Source organism: Methylobacterium durans, assembly GCF_003173715.1.
Taxonomy (GTDB): domain Bacteria; phylum Pseudomonadota; class Alphaproteobacteria; order Rhizobiales; family Beijerinckiaceae; genus Methylobacterium; species Methylobacterium durans.
Genome location: NZ_CP029550.1, coordinates 2353699 through 2376000, shown reverse-complemented (window position 1 = coordinate 2376000; position 22302 = coordinate 2353699). Strand labels below are relative to the sequence as shown.

The following is a 22302-nucleotide window of genomic DNA, read 5'->3' as shown; positions in this document are numbered from 1 at the left end:
TCCTGGCGGGGAGGGCCGGACGCGGCCGGGAAGAGGGCGAGCGCTGGTAAATGCGCCGCCGGCCCGGCTTGCCAAGGCTGAGCCCGGGCCCAATTTGCCGCTCCCCAGCCCCCGCTCAGGTCTCGACGAGGCCGGTGCTCGCCCCTGTCGCCTCGGAGTCGCCGCGCCCGTGCGGCAGGGCGAGGTACTCGGAGGAGCGCATCTCGATGAGGCGGGAGACCGTGCGGTCGAACTCGAAGGCCTCGCGGCCCTCCGTGACCGGGTAGAGGTCCCGCGCCTCGGCCTCGGCGGAGGCCACGAGCTTCACATGGGCGTCGTAGAGTGTGTCGACGAGCGTGATGAAGCGCTTGGCCTCGTTGCGTTGCGCCTCCCCCATCACGGGGATGCCCTCGACGATCAGCGTGTGGAAGGTGCTGGCGAGCGCCATGTAGTCGGAGGCGCCCAGCGGCTGCGCGCAGAGGTCGGCGAAGCCGAAGCGGGCGACGCCGGCCGCCTCCTCGGGCACCGCGACGTCGCGCCCCTTCACCCGGATCGTGGCGGCTCGCCCCTTCGCCTTGCCGGTCAGTCCCTTGAAGGCCCGGTCGAGGGCCGCCCGCGCCGCCCCGTCCGCCGGCACGTGGTAGACCGAGGCGCCGCCGAGCTTCTCCAGGCGGAAATCCGTGCGCGCATCGAGGCGCAACACCGCCACGCGCTCCGTCAGCTCCGCGACGAAGGGCAGGAACAGGGCGCGGTTGAGGCCGCCCTCGTAGAGCCGGTCCGGCTCGACGTTGGAAGTCGCCACCACGGTGACGCCGTGACGGAACAGGGCGCCGAACAGGCGCCCGAGGATCATCGCATCGGCGATGTCGGTCACCGTGAACTCGTCGAAGCAGAGGAGCTTCGCCTCCGCTGCGAGCGCCTCGGCCACCGGCGGAATCGGATCGTCGCCCTTCACCTCGCCCCGCTTCAAGGCTTGGCGGTAGGCATGAATGCGCTCGTGCGCATCCGCGAGGAAGCCGTGGAAGTGGACCCGCCGCTTCGGCCCCGGCGCCGCCTCGTGGAAGAGATCCATCAGCATGGTCTTGCCGCGGCCGACCGAGCCCCAGATGTAGAGCCCCTTCGGCGGCCCGCCCGCATCGTCCTTGCGGCCGAACAGCCAGCCGAGCGCGCTGCCTTTCTTGGCCCGGCGCCGCCGCTCGAGATCCTGAAGGAGTCCGTCGAGGGCGCGCACGAGGCGGATCTGCGCCGGATCGCGCTCAATGGCGCCGGAGGCCACCAGCGCCTCGTAGCGCTCGTGGACCGGGCCCCGGGGAGGGCGCCGGCGCGCACCTCGGGCGACGGGGCAGGGCCGGATGCCTGACTGGACAAGGTCACCTCGCGCGTTCGAGCCGGAGCCTCACCTCACGGAAACGATGGCGGGCGCGAGATGAACGGGAGCCGGCCCGGTCTGCCGCGGGTCCACGCCCGGATCAAGCCCGCTCACGCTGGGATCGGTGACAGGTGACACCCGGTTCCATCCAACCCACGCATGGCGGCCCTGGTGCCGGCGGGGTAGGTCGTTTTGCTGCATTGCACAATGTATTCGCCCATGCCAATTCAGCTCGGCCTTGAGGGAGGTTTCGTCCGGATCTGCAGCGCGTGCCTCGCGCAAACCGACCGGAGACCGGCATGGCACTGCCCCATCTTCCAGCGACCGGACAATTCCATGTCCGGCGCCTCTGGCCGAGCGACCGCGCGGCCATCGTCGATTACTTCCTGCGGCTCGATCCCGAGACCCGGGCCGGGCGCTTCATGGGCGCAGTGAGCGCGGCGGGCGTGCGCGCCTATGCCGAGCGCTCGGTGAGGGCCGAGGGATTGATGTTCGGCGCGTTCAAGGACGGAATGCTGCGCGGCCTCGGCGAATTGCGGCCCGCGGGCCCGCCCCCGCCCGGCATGATCCTGGGTCCGGAGGCGGAGGCCGCCTTCGCGGTCGAGCGCGACTTCCGCCGCACCGGCCTCGGTTCGGCCCTGTTCGCCCGGATCGCCGATGCAGCCCGCAATCGCGGCGTCAGCGACCTGCATGTGCGCTGCCTGACCCGGAACGGCCCGATGCGGGGCCTCGCGGCCAAGCTCGGCGCCGATCTGCGCCCGGCCGGCCCCGAGACGGAGGGGGCCCTTCATCTCGCGCGCCCGACGCCCTTCTCCCTCTGGCACGAGGGCATCGCCGAGGCTTTCGACCTGACGCTCGCTTTCGCGGCGGCCGGCCGGGGACGTGGCGGGAGGCATCGTAGCGCTCGAACGCTCAAGCTGCCTTCTTCCGGCCCGAGGCCTCCGCGATGGTGGCTCAGGGCCGCCCCGCCAGAGGGCGCCCGCACGAGGGGCTGACATCCATGCTCGACACCGATGCCTCGGCGGCCGTGGGCCGCCTGGAGCGCTCCGTCGACGCGACGTTGCGCGTCATCGCCGCCGCCCGCTCCGAGCGGCAGGCGGCGCCGGTCAGCGCGGCGCGCCGCGAACTGGCCGAAGCCTACGGCGCGAGCCGCCTGCGCAAGCGCCTGGAGCGCGAGCGCCGCGGCGCCTGAGCATCACGCCACCGCGTCCCAGGTTTCGCTGATCTTGGCGCCGCCGCGCACGAGGTGGGCACGCAGCACCACGTCGCCCGGCGGCATCTCGGCGGGCGGTCGCCACTCCACGTAGAGGCGCCAGCCGCCCGTCTGAGGCACCGGCTCGGTGACGGGATCGACCATCGTGCCGGCGCTCGCCGAGACGTCGGCCGTGATGCCGGAGGCGCCCGCGAGGCCGGGCCCCTCGAAATCCACCACGTAGAGGCGCCGGACGGGGCTCGGCGGGTTCGTCGGGCGCAGGCGCTCGGCCGAGCCGACCCGCGTCGAGACGACCCGGGCGAGATGGCCCGGCATGCCGGGCGCCGGCTCCGCCCCGACCGTCGTCAGCCCGTAGGCGAGGGCGAGCGGCCGGCCGGGCGCCGCGGGCTCGCGCGGCACGAAGGCCGCCACGATGTTGTCCATGTACTCCTCGCGGGACGGGATCTCGAAGAGTTGGACCTCGCCCGCCGCGAAGGCTCCGCCCGCCGCCTCGTCCCTGGCCGGCTCTACCCAGAGGCCGGGCCGCGATTCGTGGCGGGCCTGCACGTCGAGATAGGCGGCAAAGCTCCGCTCCCGCTGGAGCAGACCGAAACCTTTCAGCGGCTCGGCGCGGAAGGCCGAGACCTGCGGCGCCCGCCGCCCGTTGACGAGAGGCCGCCAGAGCCGGTCGCCCGGCGTCTCGACCGCGAGCCCGTCCGAATCGTGCACTTGGGGCCGGAAATCGTCGAAGCCGTCCGCTCCGCGGGCGCCCGGCCCGTTCTGCCCGTGGACGAACATGCTCGTCAGCGGCGCGAGGCCGAGCCGCTCGATCGGGCGGCGCGGGTGGAGCGCGGCGGAGACGGCGATGCGGGACGGGTCGCCGGGCTCGACGACGAAGCGGTAGGCGCCCGCGAGGCTCGGGCTGTCGAGCAGCGACAGGACCGTGATCGCGCGCGCGCCCTCCTCCGGCTCGCAGATCCAATGGGCCACGAAATCCGGGAACTCCTCTGGCGCCGGCAGGCCGGTGCCGATCGCGGCCGCCCGCGCCGAGAGCCCGTATTCCTGGCCCAGGCCCCGCAGCCGGAAGTAGGAGGCACCGAGGAAGACGAGGAACTCCTCCTGGGCCTGCGGTCGCGCCCGGTCGAAGGCGTAGTGCAGGCGGAAGCCCGCGAACCCGAGATCGCTCGGGAAGCTCGCACCGGCGAGCCCGCGCCCGAGGTCGAACAGGCGGCTCGCGTAGACGACGGGCTGCGGCGGCCCCTGGCGGGGCTGCACGAACAGGTCGACCCTCTTCCTCTGCAGGAAGCCCCGGTGGAAGAGCTGCGCCGAGAACAGGTTGCCGAGGCGCAGGCTCTCGCCGGGCCTGAAGGTGATGGCGCGGTAGCCGTCGTAGCTGAGCGCGGCGAGCGCCGGCGGCAGATCGTTGGCCGGCGGCCGGTAGGGGGCGGCAGCGAGGGCTCCGGCCCGGGTGCCCAGTGCCTCGAAGGTCATCGGCGCGGCCGCCGGCTGAACGGCCTCGCCCGCCATCGTTCTGGCGACATTCAGGTCGAAGGCGCTAGGTAGGATCGTGCCGGCAGCCGCGGTCAAGCCCGTCCGAAGCCCCGATCGAAGGAGATGGCGGCGGGAGAGCGCGGCGGGTTCGCCGGGGCTGGGGTCGGTCGGCTCGGCCGGTCCCGGTTCAATGTCGCGTCTCTCGGTGCGCTCGCTCATCGGCCTCTCGGGTCTCCGGTGACGGGTGGTCGGTGTCCCTCCTCGCTCGAGTTCCACGCCCCCCATGTCCACCACACCGTTGTCGCACGAGGACCCGGCGGTCGAAATCCTGCCGGACATGGTTTCGGCGGCCGAGCCCGCGCCCGCCAAGTCGGGCACGGCCAAGTCGGACGCGTCCAAGCCGCTGCCGGCCGAACTGACGGCGGAGGTCGCGGAGACCCGGGAGGCGTGGCACGCCGGCGGCCGCGCGCCCTTGCGCTGGCGTCGCCTTGCCCTGGCGCTGCCCTCGCTGGCGACTGGGCTCGCCATCGCGGCCCTCGCATTCGCCGCCTACGGCCCGCCCACGGGCTGGCTCGCCGGGACCGTGCTGGTGCTGTTCGGCCTCGTGATGGCGTGGCAATCCTTCGTCGCGTGGCAGTATCTCTACGGCCTGATCGCGGCCGTGCTCGGCGACCGGGCGAGATCCGCCCTGGAGCGGCGCTCCGAATCCGTGCCGGCCCGCCCCACCGGCCTCAGCCGCACCGCGGCCGTCGTCGCGATTCACGCCGAGGACGCGGTCGCCGTGTTCGCGGCGTTGCGCGTCATGGCGCGCTCGCTCGCCCGCGAGGGCGGCAGCGGCTCCGACATCGACATCTTCGTCCTTTCCGACACCCGCGACGGCGCCATCGCGGCCGTGGAGGAGCACGAGTTCGCCCGCATCGAGGCGTGGCGCCGGGCGAACGGGCCTGGCCTGCCGCAGATCCGCTACCGGCGGCGGCGCGAGAATGTCGGTCGCAAGGCCGGCAACATCGCCGAGTTCTGCGAGTCCCACGGGCACGAATACGACTACATGATCGTGCTCGACGCCGACAGCCTGATGACCGGACAGGCCATGCGCCGCCTCGTGCGGTTGATGGAGGAGAGCCCCCGGGTCGGCCTCATCCAGACCGTGTCCTACGCGGCCGGCCGCGACACCCTGTTCGCCCGCATCCAGCAATTCGCCGTGCGGCTCTACGCGCCGCTGGCGCTGCGCTGCCTGGAGACCTGGCAGGGGCCGGACGGCAGCTACTGGGGCCACAACGCGATCCTGCGTATCGAGGCGTTCGCCGACAACGCGCAATTGCCCGTCCTGCCCGGCAAGGCACCGCTCGGCGGCGAGATCCTCTGCCACGACATCGTCGAGGGCGCGTTCCTGCGCCGGGCCGGCTGGGAGGTGCGCCTGCTGCCGGAGATGGGCGGCACCTGGGAGGAGATGCCGACGAACCTCGTCGACCTGCTCGGCCGCGAGCGCCGCTGGTGCCAGGGTAACCTGCAGCACATGCGCGTCGTGCCGATGCCGGGGCTCGTCGCCGCGAGCCGCTGGCACCTCCTCGTCGGCATCCTGTCCTACGGCGTGCTGCCGCTCTGGATCGCGTTCCTTGCGGCCGGCACGCTGCTGGCCGGCAGGACCGGCGATCTCGGCCTCCTCGCCTACGGGTTGACCGGACCGGGCGCGGCCGCCCACGCGCTCGCCGCCCTCTGCGTCGCGGTGCTGGCGCTGCCGAAGCTCCTGTGCCTCGGCCACGTGCTGGCCTCGGCCGAACGGCGCGCGTCCTTCGGCGGCACGGCCTCGCTCCTCAAGAGCGCGGCCCTGGAGCAGGTGGTCTGGGTGCTGCTCTGGCCGGTGATGACCCTGTTCACCGCGGGCGCCGTGCTCTCAACCTTCGCCGGCCGCGTGGTGCGCTGGGATTCCCAGGCGCGCGACGACCGCCACGTGCCGTGGTCGGAGGCCTTCCGTCTGCAGGCCGACGCGGTAATCGTCGGCGCCGCGCTCGCCCTCGGCCTCGCGCTGGCGGGTGATGTCTGGCTCGCCCTCTGGATGGCGCCGCTCGCCGTTGCGCTGATCACGAGCCCGGCCCACAGCGTGCTGACGAGCCGGGCCGATCTCGGCCGCCTCGCCCGGGCGCGCGGTCTGTTCCTGACCGTCGACGACACCGATCAGGCCCCGGAACTCGCCGACCTCGCTCAGAGCCGCTCCGCGCCGCTGGCGTCGGCTCCGGCCGCGCGGGAAACGCAGGCCCGCGTCTGCCTCGCCACCGAGGAAGCTTGAAGGCTGGGCCGAGGCCGTACCCTCGTGCCTGCTTCCGCACCTGCCGCGCTGCCTGAGGCTGCATCGGGGTGCCTCGGGGGCGCTCGCCGAAGCAATGTCCGTAGGCACGCAGCGACGAGGCTGGGTTGCCGATCCTGCCACGTCCTTAGGCAGGCGCATCGGCATTCGAGCGGCGGGAGGCAGGCCGGACGGCTCCTCCGCCAGCGTCGTGCAGGGATGAGAGGTTCGGCCGGTCGCTGAGCCTCCAGCATCGCGAACATCGACCGCCGGGATCCTTCAGCGAAGAACCGAATGCTCCGAGAGGGGAAGCAGGCGACCGGGCCTCGCGAGGTTTCGCGGGCAGAGCCCAGGTCTTCGGACTTGCGAAGCACCAGCTCCATCTGCTGTTATCGCGTCGACCAACCCCGAAATCCGATCGGGAGGATGTATTTCAGGACGCGCGAAGACGCGCGCCCGTCGCGAGATCGCTTCATCCATCGCGACACGCCCACGCCTCCTGGCGATCGTCTTCGACGCTCCGGCTCAGGACCGGAACGGCTCCGAGCCTGATCTCGCCAGCTTCTGCGGGCGTCAACGCGGCACTTCCCTGGCACGGACGTTGCTAACGCCTGCAATCGCAAGGAGCGCATAATGGATACAACAACCTCGTCCCGCCGCTGGATACAACTTCTGCTTGGATTGATCGTCATGATGACGATCTCCAGCCCGCAATATGTCTGGACCCTGTTCGTCAAACCCTTCCAAACGACGACGGGCGCGTCGCTGGCCGCCGTCCAGGTCACCTTCACGCTGGTGATCGTGCTGCAGACCTTCTTCTCGCCGGTCCAGGGCTGGCTGATCGATCGGTTCAGCCCGAAGCTGATGATCGCGCTCGGCGCTCTTCTGAGCGGTGCCGGCTGGGTCGCCGCCTCCTATGCCGAGAGCCTGCTCGCTCTCTACGCCACCTACGGCCTCCTCTGCGGGCTCGGCACCGGCATCGTCTATGTCGGCATCGTCGGCCTGATGGTGCGCTGGTTCCCCGATCGGCGGGGCTTCGCGGTGGGCGTGGTGGCGGCCGGCTACGGCATGGGCGCGATGATCACGACCTTCCCGATCACCAACCTGATGGCGGCGACCGACTTCCGCCACACGCTGCTCGTGTTCGGCCTCGTCCTCGGGGCCGTCGGCCTCATCGCGGCGCTCGGCCTGCGCGCCCCGCGCCCCGGCGAGATGGAGGCGCTGCCGGACACGAAGGTGATCACGGCGGCCGGGGACACGGCGCCGAAGGCCATGCTGCGCACGCCGCTGTTCTGGCTGATGTTCGGCATGATGGCGATGATGTCGACGGGCGGCCTGATGGTTGTCGCGAACTTCGCCAACTTCGCCCGCGAGTTCGGCGTGGCGGACGAGACGCTGATCTTCTTCGGCGTCGCCTTCGCGGCCCTGCCCTTCGCGCTCACCTTCGACCGCGTCACGAACGGCCTGACCCGGCCCTTCTTCGGCTGGGTCTCGGACCATATCGGCCGCGAGAACACGATGGCGATCGCATTCGCCCTCGAGGCCTGCGCGATCTGCCTGCTGCTCTACTACCGGCAGAACGCCTACGCCTTCGCCCTCCTCTCGGGGCTGGTGTTCTTCGCCTGGGGTGAGATCTTCTCGCTGTTCCCCTCGATCCTCACCGACACGTTCGGGACCAAGCACGCGACCACGAATTACGGCTTCCTCTACATGGCCCAGGGCGTCGGCTCGCTGCTCGGCGGCCCGGTCGCAGCGCTGATCCACGACGCGGCAGGAAACTGGATCCCGGTCTTCGGCATCGCCATCGCTCTCGATCTGCTGACCGCGGTGCTGGCCTTCTTCGTGCTGAAGCCGATGCGGCGCTCGTGGCTCGGCGCCTCGCGGCCGGCCGAGCATGCGGCGCTCGCGAAGCCGGCGATGGTCTGAGCGACCGCAACGGCCCGACACGCGAAGGGGGCGGCATGGCCTACATCCCGCCCCCTTCGTCGTTTCGTGTCCGGGTTCGGGGTCGCGTCAGGCCTTGCCCGCGCTCACGGCCAGTTCCGGCCGGTGGTTCAGGGTCTGGAAGACCACGCAGTAGCGCTCCGTCAGCTTGAGGAGCTGGTCGAGCTTCTCCTGCGGCGCGTCCGTGTCGAGCTGGAAGGCGAGGCGGATGGCGCGGAAGCCCACCGGCGCCTCCTTGTCGACGCCGAGCGTCCCGCGGAAATCGAGGTCGCCCTCCGCCGAGACGGTGCCGGCGCGCAGCGGGATCTCCAGGGCGGTCGCGACAGCCTTCAGGGTCACGCCCGCGCAGGCGACGAGGGCCTCGAGCAGCATGTCGCCCGAGCACAGCTCCGCACCGGAACCGCCGGTGGCCGGGTGCAGGCCCGCGACGGCAAGCGCGCGGCCGGTCTCGACCTTGCAGGCGATGCTGGTGTCGTCGAGGGAGCCCTTGGCCTTCAGGGTGATCACGGCGTCATCGGGCGTGCTGCGGTATTGATCCTTCAGCGGAGCCTGGAGTGCGCGCAGGGCGGTGGCGTCCATGGGTGTTTCCTCGTTCTGGTCGACCAAGGCCCGCGGTCTAGCCTGCCCCGGCCCGCTCGGCCAGCGGCGCCCTACCACCAGTTCGCGTTCTGCGGGGCGGCCTCGGCCGGGCGCAGGGAGCGGTCGAGGGCCGCGAGGATCTTTCGCGCGGCGGCTTCGCTCTGGGGGGCGGCCGGGTCGCGCGGGCGCGGCAGGGGCAGCGGCACCGTCTCGTCGAGGCGGCCGGGCTTCGGGCGCATCACCACGGCCCGGTCGGCCAGAGCCACCGCCTCGCCGACATCGTGGGTGACGATGAGCACCGTCGGACGCACCTCGTCCCACAGGGCGAGGAGGTGCCGGTGCAGGTCGCGCCGGGTGAAGGCGTCGAGGGCTGAGAAGGGCTCGTCGAGGAGGAGCACCCGCGGGTTCGCCACGAAGGCGCGAGCGATCGAGACCCGCTGCTGCTGCCCGCCCGAGAGTTCCCGCGGCCAGCGCCGCGCATGCTCGGCGAGCCCCACCCGCTCCAGCGCGTGCGCGATCCGGGCCCGGCGCTCGCCGGCCGGCAGATGCGCGAGGCCGAAGCCGACATTGTCGGCGACGCTCAGCCAGGGCAGCAGGCGCGATTCCTGGAAGACGAGGCCGACGCCGGGATGCGGGGCCGTGATCGCCTCGCCGTCGAGCCGGATCTGGCCGGAACTCGCCCGGTCGAGGCCGGCGACGAGCCGCAGAAGCGTGGTCTTGCCGCAGCCCGAGCCGCCGATCAGGGCGACGATCTCGCCGGCTGGCACATCGAGGCCGATGTTCGAGAGCGCTTGCGTGCCGTCGGCGTAGGTCTTGGACAGATCCGCGACGGTCAGCACGGGTGGCCTCCGGCTGCCGGATCGCGCGATCGCATCGCATTCCGTGACGTGTCCATGAAACGAAATATTTCTCGGCGCATTGTCATGCTCGTGCGGCGACGGGCCGCACTTCGATGAAACGAGAGTGAGCGGCTGCGGGAAAGGCGTGTCGCGGGAGACGGTTTCACCATGGTCCGGAGCGATTTCAACCCACCCCACGCAGGTCCGGCCTCGGACCCGGTCCTGTATGGGGTCGCCAAGGGGCTCGCCGAACTGTTTCCCCCGGTGGAGACGATCCGCCCGCAGCGGCGTGAGCCGAATGCCGCCTCCGAGCACGAGGAGGAGCGGGAAGAACCCGAGGCCTGACCCCGGTCAGAGGCTGTCACGGGCCGTGTCCTGCCAGCGGATCAGCGGCCGGGTGAGCGCGACGAGCGTTGCGTCGGCGAGCTTGCCGAGGATCGCGAAGGCGATGATCGCGGCGAGGATCTGATCCGGCTTGCTGAATTGCTGACCGTCGACGAGGAGGTAGCCGAGGCCCTCCGACGCGCCCATCAACTCGGCCGCCACCACGAACAGGAAGCCGAGGCCGAGGCCCGTGCGCAGCGACACCAGGGTCGCCGGCAGCACGGCCGGCAGCAGGATGCGGCGCGCCAGCGCCGTCTTCGAGAGGCGGAAGATCCGACCCACCTCCACGAGCTTGCGGTCGACCGAGGCGATGGCGCCGGCGACGCCCACGTAGACCGGGAAGAACACCCCGACCGCGATGAGTGCGATCTTCGGCGTTTCCAGAATCCCTAACCAGAGGATGAACAGGGGGACCCAGGCGAGCGAGGGGACGGCGCGCAGGGCCTGCAGGCTCGGGTCGAGGAGGTGGCGCGCGAAGGGCAGCGTTCCCGTCAGCGCCCCGACCAGGATGCCCGCCACCGCCCCGAAGGCGAAGCCGAGGGCGACGCGCAGAAGGGTCGCCGTGACGTGGGTCCACAGCTCGCCCGAGGCGGCGAGCTCGTAGAGGGCCGCGCCGATCCGGCTCGGTGGCGGCAGCAGGCGCCCCTGCGCGAGCCCGTATCGGACCGCCAGTTCCCAGCCGAGCGCCAGCGCCACCGGCAGCGCGAGGCCGACGAGGGTGCGGGCCCCGTGCCCGAGGACCGAGGCGCCGCGGCGGCCGATCGCGGGGGAAACGGGCGCCGCCGCGCCCTCGGAAGCCAAGGTCTGAGCCGTCATGCGGCTCGCCCTACCACAGGCGGGCGCGAAAGATCAGACGGTCAGGGCTTCGCGCCGGGGTTGAACTGCGGGTCGATCAGCCCATCGACGGCGGCCGCGACGTTCGTGTCGGCCGGAATCACTCCGGCCTGCTGCAGGGCGAGGCCGGCGGCGCGGATGGCCTCGGCCTGGACCGGGCCGACATTCGGCTGACTCAGATCCGTCCGCTCGATCTGACGGGCGATCACCGGGTCGGGCAGCTTCGTCGCCGCGACGAGGGCGCTCTTCAGCGCGTCCGGATTCGCGATCGCGAAGGCGCGGGCCTTCTCGTAGGCCGCGATCACGGTGCGCACCAGCTCCGGGTTCGCCTTGGCGAAGTCCTCGCGCACGTCGAGCACGCCCCAGGTGTTGGCGTTGGCGTCGCGGAAGAACAGCACGTCGTCGTTCTCGATCTCGGCCGCCGCCATCATCGGATCGAGGCCGGCCCAGGCGTCGACGTCGCCGCGGTCGAGCGCCGTGCGTCCGTCCGGGTGCTGCAGCAGGACGAGCTTGGCGTCCTTCTCGGTGAGGCCGGCACCCTGGAGGGCGCGGATCAGGAAGATGTGCGGATCGGTGCCGCGGGTCACCGCGACGCGCTTGCCCTTGAGGTCGGCGACCTTGGTGATGCCGGTCTCTTTGCGGGTGACCAGCGCGGTCCATTCCGGCCGCGAGTAGGCGTAGACGACCTTGATCGGGTTGCCGTTGATGCGCGCGAGGAGCGCCGCCGCACCTGCGGAGGAGCCGAAATCGATGGCCCCGCCATTGAGGAATTCGAGCGCCTTGTTCGAGCCGAGGGATTGCGTCCAGCGCACCTTGATGCCCTGCGGCTTCAGGGCCTCCTCCAGGAAGCCCTTCTCCTTCAGGACCAGGCTGACCGGGTTGTAGGTCGCCCAGTCGAGGCGGACCTCCTTGACGTCGGCCGCCTGAGAGGGCCGGGGCAGGGCCGCGACGACGATGGCGAGGGCACCGAGGGTGTATGCAAAAGTCCTGCGGTCGAGGCGCAGCATCATCGATCTCCCCTGCCGAGCGCGCCTATTATCCCGCGCGTGAGGCGGATCAGCTAGGCAATTCCGTTCGTTTCGTCAAACAAAATTTCCGGATAGGAGAACGCCCTCCGGATTCCGGGCCCGGGAGAAGAAGCCCACTGTTCCCGCCGTGTTCCGCCCGCTGGCAGCTTCGGCGTAACGTGCTAACGGGATAGGCATGTTCGACGCTGCCGCCGCCCTGAGCAAAGTCCTCGACAACCTCGATCGCGAGGCCCGTGAGCCGACGAAGCTGCGCGCCATCCTCGTGCCGGAGCTGCGCGCCGTGATCGAGCGCGGCCACAAGGAGGCGGAGAAGCAGCTCCTGCGCGACCGGGACGGCATCGCCTGCGCGCAGGCCCTGTCGAACCTCACCGACGCCGTGGTGCGGGCGATCCACGACGCGGTCGTCTGGCGCCTCTATCCGAACGACAATCCCTCGACCGGCGAGCAACTCGCGGTGGTGGCCACCGGCGGCTACGGCCGGGGCACGATGGCCCCGGGCTCGGACATCGATCTCCTGTTCCTGCTGCCCTACAAGCAGACCGCGTGGTCGGAGAGCGTCGTCGAGGCGATGCTCTACGTGCTCTGGGACCTCAAACTGAAGGTCGGCCACGCCACGCGCTCGGTGGAGGAGTGCCTGCGCGAGGGGCGCGCGGACATGACGATTCGCACCGCGCTCCTCGAGGCGCGCTTCCTGTTCGGCGCGCGCAGCCTGTTCGAGGAACTCGTCACCCGCTTCGACGCCGAACTGGTGATGGGCACGGCCCACGAGTTCGTCGAGGCGAAGCTGCGTGAGCGCGATGCCCGCGTCGCCAAGGCCGGCGCCTCCCGCTACCTCGTCGAGCCGAACGTCAAGGACGGCAAGGGCGGCCTGCGCGACCTCAACACCCTGTTCTGGATCGCGAAATATACCTACCGGGTGCGCGATCAGGCCGAGCTCGTCGCGGCCGGCCTGTTCACGCCCGAGGAGTTCAAGCTGTTCGAGCGCTGCGACGAGTTCCTGTGGCGGGTGCGCTGCCACATGCACTTCGCCACGGGCCGGGCGGAGGAGCGCCTCTCCTTCGGGCTGCAGCCGCGGATCGCGGAGCGGATCGGCTTCGGTGCGCGCGGCGGTCTGTCGGGCGTCGAGCGCTTCATGAAGGCGTATTTCCTGATCGCCAAGGACGTCGGTGACCTCACTGCCATCGTCTGTGCGGAACTCGAGGCGCGCCACGCCAAGCGAACACCGGTCCTCGACCGCTGGATCGGCCGCTTCCGCGACCGTTTCCGGGCGACCGCCATCGAGGCGGAGGATTTCTGGATCGACCACGGCCGGGTGAACCTGCGCGCCGAGGACGCCTTCGAGCGCGATCCCGTCAACCTGATCCGGCTGTTCTGGCTCGCCGACCGGCACAACCTCGCGATTCACCCGGATGCCAAGCGCCTCGCCAACCGCAGCCTGCGCCTGATCAACCCCACGCTGCGGGCGGACGAGGAGGCGAACCGCCTGTTCCTCGACATCCTGACCTCGAAGAACTCGCCCGAGACCATCCTGCGCCAGATGAACGAGGCGGGCGTGCTCGGCCGCTTCATCCCGGATTTCGGCCGCATCGTCGCGATGATGCAGTTCAACATGTACCACCACTTCACCGTGGACGAGCACCTGCTGCGCACCCTCGGCGTGCTGGCGGCGATCGATTCCGGCCGGGCCGAGGAGGAGTTCCCCCTCGTCTCGCGCCTCATCGGCACGATCCACAACCGCACCGCCCTCTACGTCGCGATCCTCCTGCACGACATCGCCAAGGGGCGTCCGGAGGACCACTCGATCGCGGGCGCGGCCATCGCCCAGAAGCTCGGGCCGCGCTTCGGCCTCTCCCAGGCCGAGACCGAGATGGTGGCCTGGCTCGTGGAGCATCACCTCCTGATGTCGATGACGGCCCAGAGCCGCGACCTCTCGGACCCGAAGACGATCGAGAAGTTCGCGAGCGTCGTGCAGACGCTGGAGCGCCTGCGCCTCCTCGCCATCCTGACGGTGGCCGACATCACGGCGGTCGGGCCCGGCGTCTGGACCGCCTGGAAGGGCACGCTGATCCGCACCCTCTACGACGAGACCGAGGTGGTGCTCTCGGGCGGTCACTCGGAGATCGCGCGCACGGACCGGGTCCGCCTGATCCAGATGGCGCTCCGCGAGCAGCTCTCGGCCTGGTCCTCGGAGGAATTCGACGCCTATGCCGCCCGCCACAACCAAGCTTACTGGCTCAAGGTCGAGGCGGTGCGCCAGTTCAAGAACGCAGGCTTCATCAAGCGCCTGACCGGGGAGGGCCGGACGGTCGCGACCGAGGTCGAGACCGATCCGGTCCGCGGCGTCACGGAACTCACCGTCTACTCGCCCGATCACCCGAGGCTCCTGGCCATCGTGACCGGCGCCTGCGCGGCGGCCGGCGGCAACATCGTGGACGCGCAGATCTTCACGACGACGGACGGCTTCGCCCTCGACTCGATCTTCGTCTCCCGCGCCTTCGAGCGGGACGAGGACGAGTTGCGCCGCGCCAAGCGCATCACCGCGGCGATCGAGCGGGCGCTCAAGGGCGAGATCAAGATCGCCGAGCTCGTGGCCGACAAGCACCCCCCGACGAGCACCCGCGCCAAGACCTTCCCGGTGCCGCCGGACGTGTTCATCGACAACGCCCTGTCGAGCCGCGAGACGGTGGTCGAGATCACCGGCCTCGACCGGCCGGGCCTGCTCTACGAGCTGACGACGGCCCTCAGCCGCCTCTCCCTCAACATCACCTCGGCGCACGTGGCGACCTTCGGCGAGCGGGCGGTCGACGTCTTCTACGTCACCGACCTCACCGGCACCCGGGTCATCCAGCCGGACCGGCAGGCCGCGATCCGCAGCGCCGTGATGGAGGTGTTCGCGGGCGACGTGGCGGCCCTCAAGGCGGAGGGCCTGGAGGCGCTCGTCGCGGCGCCGCCGCCGCGGGAGGCCTGAGACCGGCCGCGGGTTGATTTCGCGGGCGCGCCGCCTGATATCAGCGGCCATCCCCGAATCCTTGGCCACGACAGAATCGCGATGATGAGCAACGACATGGAGCAAGACGGCCGGCACGAGGACGCGAGCCGGAACGCGGAGCAGGCGCCCGAGACCGGCCTGGACGGATCGGCTCCGGACGCGCAGCCCAGCGCGGACGCCGTCGCCGGCGTCATCGCCGAGCGGGACGAGCTGAAGGACCGCGTCCTGCGCACGCTGGCCGAGATGGAGAACCTGCGGCGCCGGACCGAGCGCGAGGTGGCCGACGCCCGCACCTACGCGGTGACGAACTTCGCCCGCGACATGCTGAACGTCGCCGACAACGTCCGCCGCGCCATCGAGAGCGTGCCGGCCGAGGCGCGGGCCGGGGCGGAGGGCGCCCTGAAGGGTCTCCTCGACGGGATCGACCTGACCGAGCGCGACCTCGCCAAGACCCTGGAGCGGCACGGGGTGAAGATCGTGGATCCCCAGGGGCAGCGCTTCGACCCGAACCGGCATCAGGCGATGTTCGAGGTGCCGAATGCCGAGGTACCGTCGGGCACGGTGGTTCAGGTGGTCCAGGCCGGCTACGTCATCGGCGAGCGCGTCCTGCGCCCCGCCCTCGTCGGCGTCGCCAAGGGCGGCCCGAAGCCGGCCCCGGCGACCGACGCGGGGTGAGACGGCGTCAATCCAGGCAGGGCAGCAGCATCGCCCCGTCCGAGATGAACTTCGCCTTGTCGCGGATCGCCCGCGGCACCGCCGGGTTGCGGGCGACGAGTCCGGCTTCCGCGTGCAGCCGGTCGTGACAGGCGCAGTGCGGAAGTTTGCCGGGCGGTGGCGTGCAGGCATCGTGGTGCATGCAGGCGAGGTCGAGGGCGTCGACCGGCGGGTAGGCCGGCCCGCGATTGCCCGGCCCGCAGTAATTGCCGTGGATGAGGAGGGCGCCGCGGCCGGGATCGAGTTGCGGCAGATCCTGGCCGAGGGCCGGGCCGGCGATCGTGAGCGCGAGGCCGAGAACCGCCGCGGTGCCGATCCGGCAACCCCTCGGGCGGGCGAGCATCGAGACGTTCAAGGCAGGTCCTTCCGTGTCCGGAATTGCCCCTCCGCCGCTCAAGATGGGAGCCTGCCGCGCTGCGGCAAGGCTCAGCTTCGCTCCAAGGTTGTGCAGAATTACCAGCGGTAGTTGAGGCCGGCGCGCACGACCGCGAAGCCCGGATCGGTGCGGCCGATGCCGTAATAGGCCGGCACGCTCGCATCGAAGACGGTCGCGGAATTCGCCCAGCTGCGGCGCAGATTGACGTAGAGGGCCTCGATCTTGGCCGACCAGCGGTCGGCGAAGGCATATTCGAGGCCGCCGCCCACCGCGTAGCCGATCCGGCTCGAATCCGGCAGCGTGCCGGTATAGGCGCCGGCATAGCCGGAGCGTCCGCCCCCGCCGTAGGCGAAGCCGCCCGTGCCGTAGATCATCACCCGGTCGAAGGCGTAGCCGACGCGGCCGCGGGCCGTGCCGAAATAATCGAGGTTCGGCGCCACGCTGTAATAGGGGGTCGTGCCCAGATAGGCCGCGTCGGCCCTGGCGAAAGCCGTGCCCTGGACGTCGGTCTCCAGGCCGAGGACGAGACCGGAGCCCGGGCTCAGCTGATAATTGTAGCCGGCCTGCACGCCGCCGAGAAAGCCGCCGCGGTCCCGGCTCGATTGCGTGACGGTGCCGTAGGTGGCGTCCCCGAACGTCGAGGGCGCGCCGCGGAAGCCGTAGCCTGCGTTCACGCCGAGATAGAAGCCTGTCCAGGTGAAAGCGGGCGGGATCGGCAGGGCCGGAAGCGGCGCCTCCCGGCGTGGCAGATCGGCGGCGGAGGCCCCGTCCAGGCTCGCGGGCAGCAGCGCGGCGAGCGTCAGGCAGGCAGCCGGAAGCGTTCTCAGCATCGGATCATCTCGTGTTGTGGGAAGCGGGCCGGCCCTCAGAGCGCCAGCATCAGCAGGGTGATGATGGCGACGGCGAGGATCAGGCAGATCGCGAGATCGAGGATCCGGGCGCCGCCGCAGGTGTCGGATTCCTCGACCCGGCACAGGGCCGAACCGACGGAGGCGGATCGCTCGCTCATGGGCGCTGCCGGAGATCGAGCGTCACGAGGGTGGTCCCGCCGGAGCGGGGACCGAGGGAGAGAGCCGCCGCCCCGCGCGAGGGGGTGAGCGGGGCGGCGGCCTGCGGCGTCCCGGAGCGGTTCGCGCGGTGGACCTGATCCGCGAGGCCGATTCCGAGGACGGGTAGGGCGAGGGCGACCAGGCAGAACAGGCCGCGACGAACGGGAGCGAGAGCGAAGACCGGCGCGATCCGAGAGCGGGTTGCGGCCGGAGGATGGAGCGGCGGCAGCGCGGCGTCTTGGAGATGGATCCGGATTGCGCTCATCGGCTCTCGTCCGTGGGAAATTTGACCACGCCAGAGACTTATGTGTGCAAAATTCCCACGTCAATTGAAAATCCGATTGTCCCGGTGCGAGAACGCACCTCGTGGGATTGCGTCCCACGCAGCGCTCCGTAAGTTCGGCGCATGAGCGAGACCGCCCCGACAGCCCCCGAAGGCGCAAGCCTGCACGCGCCCGTGGCGCGCCTGCTGCGTCCGCTGGTCCGGCTGTTCGTCGCGCGCGGCATCACCTTCCCGGCCCTGACGAACCTGCTGCGCGAGCTCTACGTGAATGTCGCGGAGTACGACTTCGCTCTGCCCGGCAAGGAGCAGACCGACAGCCGCGTCAGCCTGCTCACCGGCATTCACCGCAAGGAGGTGCGCCGCCTGCGCGGGGCGGGCGCACCGGTAAGCGCGGTGCCGGTCGCGGTCTCGCGCACAAGCCGGATCGTCGCCCGCTGGCTCGCCGACCCCGCATTCACCGACCGGGCCGGTCGGCCATCGCCGCTGCCACGCTCGGCCGAGGGCGGGGCGGCCTCCTTCGAGAGCCTCGTCGCGGGCGTGACGCGGGACCTGCGCCCCCGCGCCGTCCTCGACGAATGGCTCGACCGAGGTTTTGCGACGATCGACCCGGAAGGGCGGATCGTGCTCACCGAGAGCGCCTACGTGCCGAAGGGCGGGGGCGAGCCGCAGCTCTACTATTTCGGCCGCAACCTGCACGACCATATCGCGGCGAGCGTGGCCAACATCGTCGGCGACACGCCGCCCTTCCTGGAGCGGGCGGTGCATTACGACGGGCTCTCGGAGGATCTCGCCAAGCGCCTCGAAGCCCGAGCCCGCGAGATCGCGATGGAGGCCCTGCAACAGGCCAACCGCGAGGCGCACGCCGCCTGCGAGACCGATCCCGGCGGCAGCCACCGCTGGAACTTCGGCCTCTACGTCTACGCCGAGAGCGTTCCTCCCGCCGCCTCCGGCGATCCGGCGTGACGGCTCCCCGCATGCGCGCATCCGCTCCGACCCGCCGCGGCCTCCTGCGCCTCCTCGCCGGGCTCGGCGCCCTGTGGCTGCCGGGGCCCGGGCAGGCCGCGCCCGATGCCCCCATCCGCGACCAGGGAATCGGCGGCACGGGCGCCCGCCCCGGCGAGGGGGAGGGCGGCAGCCCGGGCGAGGGCGACCGCGGCATCGGCGGCACCGGCGTCATCGGCACGATCCGCCGATTCGGGTCGATCGTCGTCAACGACCTGCGCATCGCCTACCCGGCGGACGTCGCGGTGCGCATCGACGGCGCGGCGGCGGCGGCCTCCGATCTCAGGATCGGCCACGTGGTGCGGGTCGTCGCCCGCGATTCCGGGGGCGGCCTCTCGACGGGCCGGATCGAGGTGACGAGCGAGGTGGTCGGTCCGGTTGAGGCTGTCGCGAAGGGTGGCTTCACAGTCCTCGGCCAAGCCGTCTCGACGGCGGGGCTCGGCGCCGATTGGCGCAAGTCCTGGCCGGGCGGGCTCAAGGTCGGCGACCGCGTCGCCGTGAGCGGGCTGCGCCGTCCCGACGGGACGATCGTGGCGAGCCTCGTCGAGCCGCGGACGGGCGGAGCCGCGCGGGTCGCGGGCCCGGTTCGGAAGGCCAAGGACGGAGCGCCGACGATCGGACGGCTGCGCCTCGCCTCCCTGGATCCCGGCCTCGTCGGCCGCCGGATCCTCGTCACGGGCGAGCTGAGTCCGTCCGGCCTCACGGTCGCGAGCGTCGAGGAGGCGGGCGCGAAATTCGGCGCCGGACTGAAGCGGGTCTCAATCGAGGCCTATATCGGCCGGCGCGGAGACCGGCTCGCCCTCGGTTCGGGCATCGACGTGGCGGGGGCCCAAGCGCCGCGGTGCCGCGGCGCGGCAGCGTGCGCGCGGTCCTGACGACCGACATCGCCCGCGACGGTCGCCTGACGGTCGAGCGCCTGCGCATCGACGAGCGCGCCGCGCCCGGTCCCGCGCCGGAGCGGCAGCCGGGGGCGCCGAACCGCTTCGATCGCCTGCCGGACCGAATCGACCTTCGGAACGGGCTCCCCGGGCAAGGCGGACCGGACGGGTTCGGCCGTCCGGGCGGCGGTCGCGCCGGCGGCAGTCCCGGCGGCCTCGGCGGTGCCGGGCCGCGCGGGCTCGACATCGACCCACGCCCGTTCCAGGGCGACCGGCCGAGCGGATTCGGTGGAATCGGGGGCGGGCCCGGCGGCGGGCCGGGCGGGCTCGGCGGTCCGGGAGACGCGGTGCGCGGGGCGGGCTCGGCGGCCCGGGGGGCTGGGTGGTCCCGGCGGTCTCGGAGGCCCGGGCGGATTCGGCGGCCGTCGATGAGCGGCCTGCTCCGTCCGCTCAGGTCAGCATGTAGGTGAGGAGCGAGCGCAGCTGCGCCGGCTTGATCGGCTTATGCACCAGCTCCGCGCCGATGCCGGCGACCTCGCGCTCGATCTCGGGCGAGTAATCCGCCGTGGTGACGATCACGGGCAGCGCCGCCTGGGCGATGTTGCGGAGATAGGCCGCCACGTCGAGGCCGCAGGCGCCGTCGTCGAGATGGTAATCGAGAATGAGAAGGTCGGGCGCGACCGAGCCCGCCCCGACGCCCGCCGCGACGGCCGCGAGGTCGCGGTAGGCGGCTACCTCCGCGTCCCAGTTCCTCAGGAGGCGCTGGAGCGCGTCCGCCGTGGACTGGTCGTTCTCGACGATGAGGATGCGGGCGCCCGAGAGCCGCGTGGCGATCGGCGCGACGCGGATCTCCTCGGCCGCCTGCTCCGTGCCGATCGGCAGGGTCAGCGCCATGCGGGTGCCGTGGCCGGGACGGGAGGCGAGTTCGAGCGGGTGGCCGAGGGCCTGCGCCATGCGGCGCACGATCGAGAGGCCGAGGCCGAGGCCCGGCTCCTCGCCGCGCCCGCCCTCGCCGGCGGCTGCGCCGACCGCGCTCTTGCCGCCGCCCCCGCGGTAGAACTCCTCGAAGACGAGGTCGCGCTCGCCCTCGCCGATGCCGCGGCCGGTATCCACCACCTCGATCCGGCAGGTCCCGCCGCGGCGGCGGGCGGCGATCAGCACGCCGCCGCTCTCGGTGTAGCGGATCGCGTTCGAGACGAGGTTCTGCAGGATGCGCTGCAGGAGCACCACGTCGGTCGTCACCACGAGGCCGGACCCGCGCAAGGTCAGGCGCAGGCCCTTGCGCTCGGCGAAGGGCTTGAAGCTCGCCACGAGGCCGCCGAACAGGTCGCGCAGGGCGGCCGGCTTCACCACCGGGCGGACGATGCCGGCATCGAGCTTCGAGATGTCGAGGAGAGTCTTGATCAGGTCCTCGATGGTCTGGAGCCCGCGCTCGACTTGGCCGGCGATGGCGACGGCGTCCGGCGTCAGCGGAAGGTCGGTCAGGGCCGAGACCGACAGGCGCGCCGCGTTGAGCGGCTGCAGGAGGTCGTGGCTCGCTGCCGCCAGGAAGCGGGTCTTCGAGCGGTTGGCGTTCTCCGCCTCCTCCTTGGCCGCCACCAGCGCCTCATTGGAGCGTTCGAGTCGCCGCATCAAGCCGGTCAGCTCCTCGGTCCGCGAGCGGACGCGGCCCTCCAGCATGATCGCGGTCTGGAACAGGGAATAGGCGCCGCCCTGCTGGTCCATGCTGCGCTCGACATGGGCCATCAGCGCCGCGTTGATGCGCTCCAGCTTCTCGATGCGCCGCTGGAGCGTCTCGTCCGCGGCTTCGGCCATCGCGATCATGGCAGGCGGGCGGCCGGCTCCGGCGCCGAGCGCCCGATGGCGATGCCCGTGAAGGTCTGGTTGAGGTGCATCGAGCGGTACTGCTCGCCGTAGGTCTCGAAGCCGACGACGTTGTAGAGCCGGTAGAGATCGGCGATGCCGTGGCGCACCTGCCGGCTCTCGGCGTCGAGCCGGCGCAGGATGCACTCGAAGCCGATCACGAGATCGATGCCGCCGAGCGCCTCGTCGAGGCGGGAGAGTTCGGCCCGGGTCGCCGCCACGATGTCGCGCGGCTGGGCCAGGGTGAGCACCACGCCCTCATCGATGGCGCAGAAGAAGCTCAGCGAGCCGTCCGCGTTCATGCGCCGGATCGAGCGGCAGAAATACTCGCCGCCGATCTTCACGGCGAGCGGATAGGCGGCGAAGCTCATCGGCGAGAGCGTCTCGGGGTCGAGCCCCACCGCCATCGCGTATTCCCGGGCCGCCGGCTCGGCATTGAGCTCGTGGACGATGCGCTTCTCGTCGTCGGAGGCGGTCACGACGAACTTGGTGCCGGTCGGCTCGAAATTGTCGCTCTTGAAGATCTGGACCGGAAACTCCGTCTCGACGAGGATCACGACGGCGGCGTTGCGGTGGATCGAACCGTCGTGCAGCAGCACCGTGTCGCGGAAGGTGAGATCGTCGCCCGCCGAGCCGCCGACGAGGGGGATGCCGTCGAGCGCCCAGCCGATCGCCGAGACCACCGTCTCCTCCGCGTTGGCGAGCCCGTCGATCAGCGAGAGCGCGAAGCGGTGGTCGGTCGTGTCCCCGGTGCTGCCGACCTCGAGGGTGCGGCGCAGCGCCCGGACGGCGCCGGCGGTGCGCTCGACGTCAAGATGGTCGATCGCGTCGAGCAGCGTCGAGACGATGCGGAAGCCCCGGCGCGGGAACGCGATAGCGACGAGGCCGCGGTCGAGACCGCCCGCGGGCGAGAAGCCGCCGGACATGGTGCAGCCGGTGACCGCGGCACTGGGAAAGCGCTCACGAAAGGTCCGGTTCAGCTCGTCCGGATCGTAATCGGGAGAGAAGAACGCCACGATCTGCACGGGGTCGGCGCCCGCGAAGGAATCGGCGATCTCGGCCACCGCCTCGCTCGCCCGCCCCGCCTCGGTCCACGCCGTCCGGATCCCGCACAGATGCGCGCGCATCTGCGTGCCCTGTCCCACGTCCCGCTCCCGTCGATCTGTCGGGCGCGCAGGCCCTTTATCGTTGGGCGGGAGTATGTCGGGCGCGCTGAACCGGCGCA

Annotated in this window: 22 protein-coding genes; 10 read left to right on the top strand and 12 right to left on the bottom strand. The window is 71.4% G+C overall.

The genetic code is table 11. The annotated features are described in order from the left end of the window. Positions 1–115: 115 nt before the first annotated feature. Positions 116–1258, bottom strand: a complete 1143-nt coding sequence (gene zapE / locus DK389_RS10810; protein ID WP_236960952.1) for a cell division protein ZapE — start codon at positions 1256–1258, stop codon at positions 116–118. Between the two features lie 389 nt (positions 1259–1647). Here zapE and DK389_RS10805 point away from each other — a divergent pair, with 389 nt between their 5' ends. Then, positions 1648–2343: a GNAT family N-acetyltransferase gene (locus tag DK389_RS10805; RefSeq protein ID WP_109889490.1), complete on the top strand. Its 696-nt coding sequence runs from the start codon at positions 1648–1650 to the stop codon at positions 2341–2343. 5 nt (positions 2344–2348) lie between these two features. Continuing rightward, complete coding sequence (locus DK389_RS10800) at positions 2349–2540, top strand: hypothetical protein (protein ID WP_109889488.1); 192 nt, start codon at positions 2349–2351, stop codon at positions 2538–2540. A gap of 3 nt (positions 2541–2543) precedes the next feature. Here DK389_RS10800 and DK389_RS10795 read toward each other — a convergent pair whose 3' ends face one another. After that, positions 2544–4031 (bottom strand): OpgD/OpgG family glucan biosynthesis protein, encoded by a 1488-nt coding sequence (locus DK389_RS10795; RefSeq protein WP_109896271.1) that lies wholly within the window; start codon positions 4029–4031, stop codon positions 2544–2546. A 283-nt stretch (positions 4032–4314) separates the two neighbouring features. On the opposite strand from DK389_RS10795, the gene mdoH reads away from it, so the two are divergent. Both mdoH and oxlT read left to right on the top strand, forming a co-directional pair. After that, positions 4315–6318 (top strand): glucans biosynthesis glucosyltransferase MdoH, encoded by a 2004-nt coding sequence (mdoH, locus tag DK389_RS10790; RefSeq protein ID WP_236960805.1) that lies wholly within the window; start codon positions 4315–4317, stop codon positions 6316–6318. 630 nt (positions 6319–6948) lie between these two features. Further along, positions 6949–8241 carry an oxalate/formate MFS antiporter gene (gene oxlT / locus DK389_RS10785; RefSeq protein ID WP_109889486.1) on the top strand — a complete coding sequence of 431 codons (1293 nt, stop codon included), beginning with the start codon at positions 6949–6951 and terminating at the stop codon, positions 8239–8241. An 87-nt stretch (positions 8242–8328) separates the two neighbouring features. Here the strand turns inward: oxlT and DK389_RS10780 are convergent, their stop codons facing one another. Both DK389_RS10780 and DK389_RS10775 read right to left on the bottom strand, forming a co-directional pair. After that, the gene (locus DK389_RS10780; RefSeq protein WP_109889485.1) at positions 8329–8838 is read right to left on the bottom strand and encodes an OsmC family protein; all 510 of its coding nucleotides are present in this window, start codon (positions 8836–8838) and stop codon (positions 8329–8331) included. 71 nt (positions 8839–8909) lie between these two features. Beyond that, positions 8910–9677, bottom strand: a complete 768-nt coding sequence (locus DK389_RS10775; RefSeq protein WP_109889483.1) for an ABC transporter ATP-binding protein — start codon at positions 9675–9677, stop codon at positions 8910–8912. Positions 9678–9845: 168 nt separating this feature from the next. Between DK389_RS10775 and DK389_RS33390 the strand changes: the two genes are divergently transcribed. Next, entirely contained in the window at positions 9846–10022 is a 177-nt protein-coding gene (locus tag DK389_RS33390) for a hypothetical protein (protein ID WP_194075185.1), read from the top strand. A 6-nt stretch (positions 10023–10028) separates the two neighbouring features. On the opposite strand, the gene DK389_RS10770 is transcribed toward DK389_RS33390, so the two are convergent. Beyond that, positions 10029–10877 (bottom strand): ABC transporter permease, encoded by an 849-nt coding sequence (locus DK389_RS10770; RefSeq protein WP_109889481.1) that lies wholly within the window; start codon positions 10875–10877, stop codon positions 10029–10031. Positions 10878–10918: 41 nt separating this feature from the next. Then, positions 10919–11902, bottom strand: coding sequence for an aliphatic sulfonate ABC transporter substrate-binding protein (locus DK389_RS10765; RefSeq protein WP_109896267.1), 984 nt, complete (start codon positions 11900–11902; stop codon positions 10919–10921). 196 nt (positions 11903–12098) lie between these two features. On the opposite strand from DK389_RS10765, the gene DK389_RS10760 reads away from it, so the two are divergent. Further along, entirely contained in the window at positions 12099–14891 is a 2793-nt protein-coding gene (locus tag DK389_RS10760; RefSeq protein ID WP_109889479.1) for a [protein-PII] uridylyltransferase, read from the top strand. 81 nt (positions 14892–14972) lie between these two features. Then, positions 14973–15587 carry a nucleotide exchange factor GrpE gene (gene grpE / locus DK389_RS10755; protein WP_109889478.1) on the top strand — a complete coding sequence of 205 codons (615 nt, stop codon included), beginning with the start codon at positions 14973–14975 and terminating at the stop codon, positions 15585–15587. 7 nt (positions 15588–15594) lie between these two features. Here grpE and DK389_RS10750 read toward each other — a convergent pair whose 3' ends face one another. From DK389_RS10750 to DK389_RS10740, 4 genes are all read right to left on the bottom strand, one after another. Next, positions 15595–15981 carry a hypothetical protein gene (locus DK389_RS10750; protein WP_418292024.1) on the bottom strand — a complete coding sequence of 129 codons (387 nt, stop codon included), beginning with the start codon at positions 15979–15981 and terminating at the stop codon, positions 15595–15597. Between the two features lie 98 nt (positions 15982–16079). Beyond that, positions 16080–16832, bottom strand: coding sequence for an outer membrane protein (locus DK389_RS10745; RefSeq protein WP_109889476.1), 753 nt, complete (start codon positions 16830–16832; stop codon positions 16080–16082). A 35-nt stretch (positions 16833–16867) separates the two neighbouring features. Next, positions 16868–17011, bottom strand: a complete 144-nt coding sequence (locus tag DK389_RS33385) for a hypothetical protein (RefSeq protein ID WP_194075184.1) — start codon at positions 17009–17011, stop codon at positions 16868–16870. Continuing rightward, positions 17008–17316 (bottom strand): hypothetical protein, encoded by a 309-nt coding sequence (locus DK389_RS10740; RefSeq protein ID WP_109889474.1) that lies wholly within the window; start codon positions 17314–17316, stop codon positions 17008–17010. The genes DK389_RS33385 and DK389_RS10740 overlap by 4 nt, the downstream gene beginning before the upstream one ends. A 141-nt stretch (positions 17317–17457) precedes the next feature. Between DK389_RS10740 and DK389_RS10735 the strand changes: the two genes are divergently transcribed. From DK389_RS10735 to DK389_RS35240, 3 genes are read left to right on the top strand one after another with little or no spacing between them, the layout of a single operon-like run. Beyond that, the gene (locus DK389_RS10735; RefSeq protein ID WP_109889472.1) at positions 17458–18297 is read left to right on the top strand and encodes a DUF6502 family protein; all 840 of its coding nucleotides are present in this window, start codon (positions 17458–17460) and stop codon (positions 18295–18297) included. Between the two features lie 11 nt (positions 18298–18308). Then, positions 18309–19211, top strand: coding sequence for a DUF5666 domain-containing protein (locus DK389_RS10730; RefSeq protein ID WP_236960803.1), 903 nt, complete (start codon positions 18309–18311; stop codon positions 19209–19211). Continuing rightward, entirely contained in the window at positions 19196–19684 is a 489-nt protein-coding gene (locus tag DK389_RS35240; RefSeq protein WP_236961133.1) for a hypothetical protein, read from the top strand. The genes DK389_RS10730 and DK389_RS35240 overlap by 16 nt, the downstream gene beginning before the upstream one ends. On the opposite strand, the gene DK389_RS10725 is transcribed toward DK389_RS35240, so the two are convergent. Together DK389_RS10725 and DK389_RS10720 are read right to left on the bottom strand one after the other, a co-directional pair. Beyond that, on the bottom strand, positions 19665–21029 hold the full coding sequence (locus tag DK389_RS10725; protein WP_236960801.1) for a hybrid sensor histidine kinase/response regulator: 1365 nt from the start codon (positions 21027–21029) through the stop codon (positions 19665–19667). The two genes, DK389_RS35240 and DK389_RS10725, sit on opposite strands and share 20 nt — an antisense overlap. A 5-nt stretch (positions 21030–21034) precedes the next feature. Continuing rightward, the gene (locus tag DK389_RS10720) at positions 21035–22204 is read right to left on the bottom strand and encodes an FIST N-terminal domain-containing protein (RefSeq protein ID WP_194075183.1); all 1170 of its coding nucleotides are present in this window, start codon (positions 22202–22204) and stop codon (positions 21035–21037) included. Between the last annotated feature and the right edge of the window lie 98 nt (positions 22205–22302).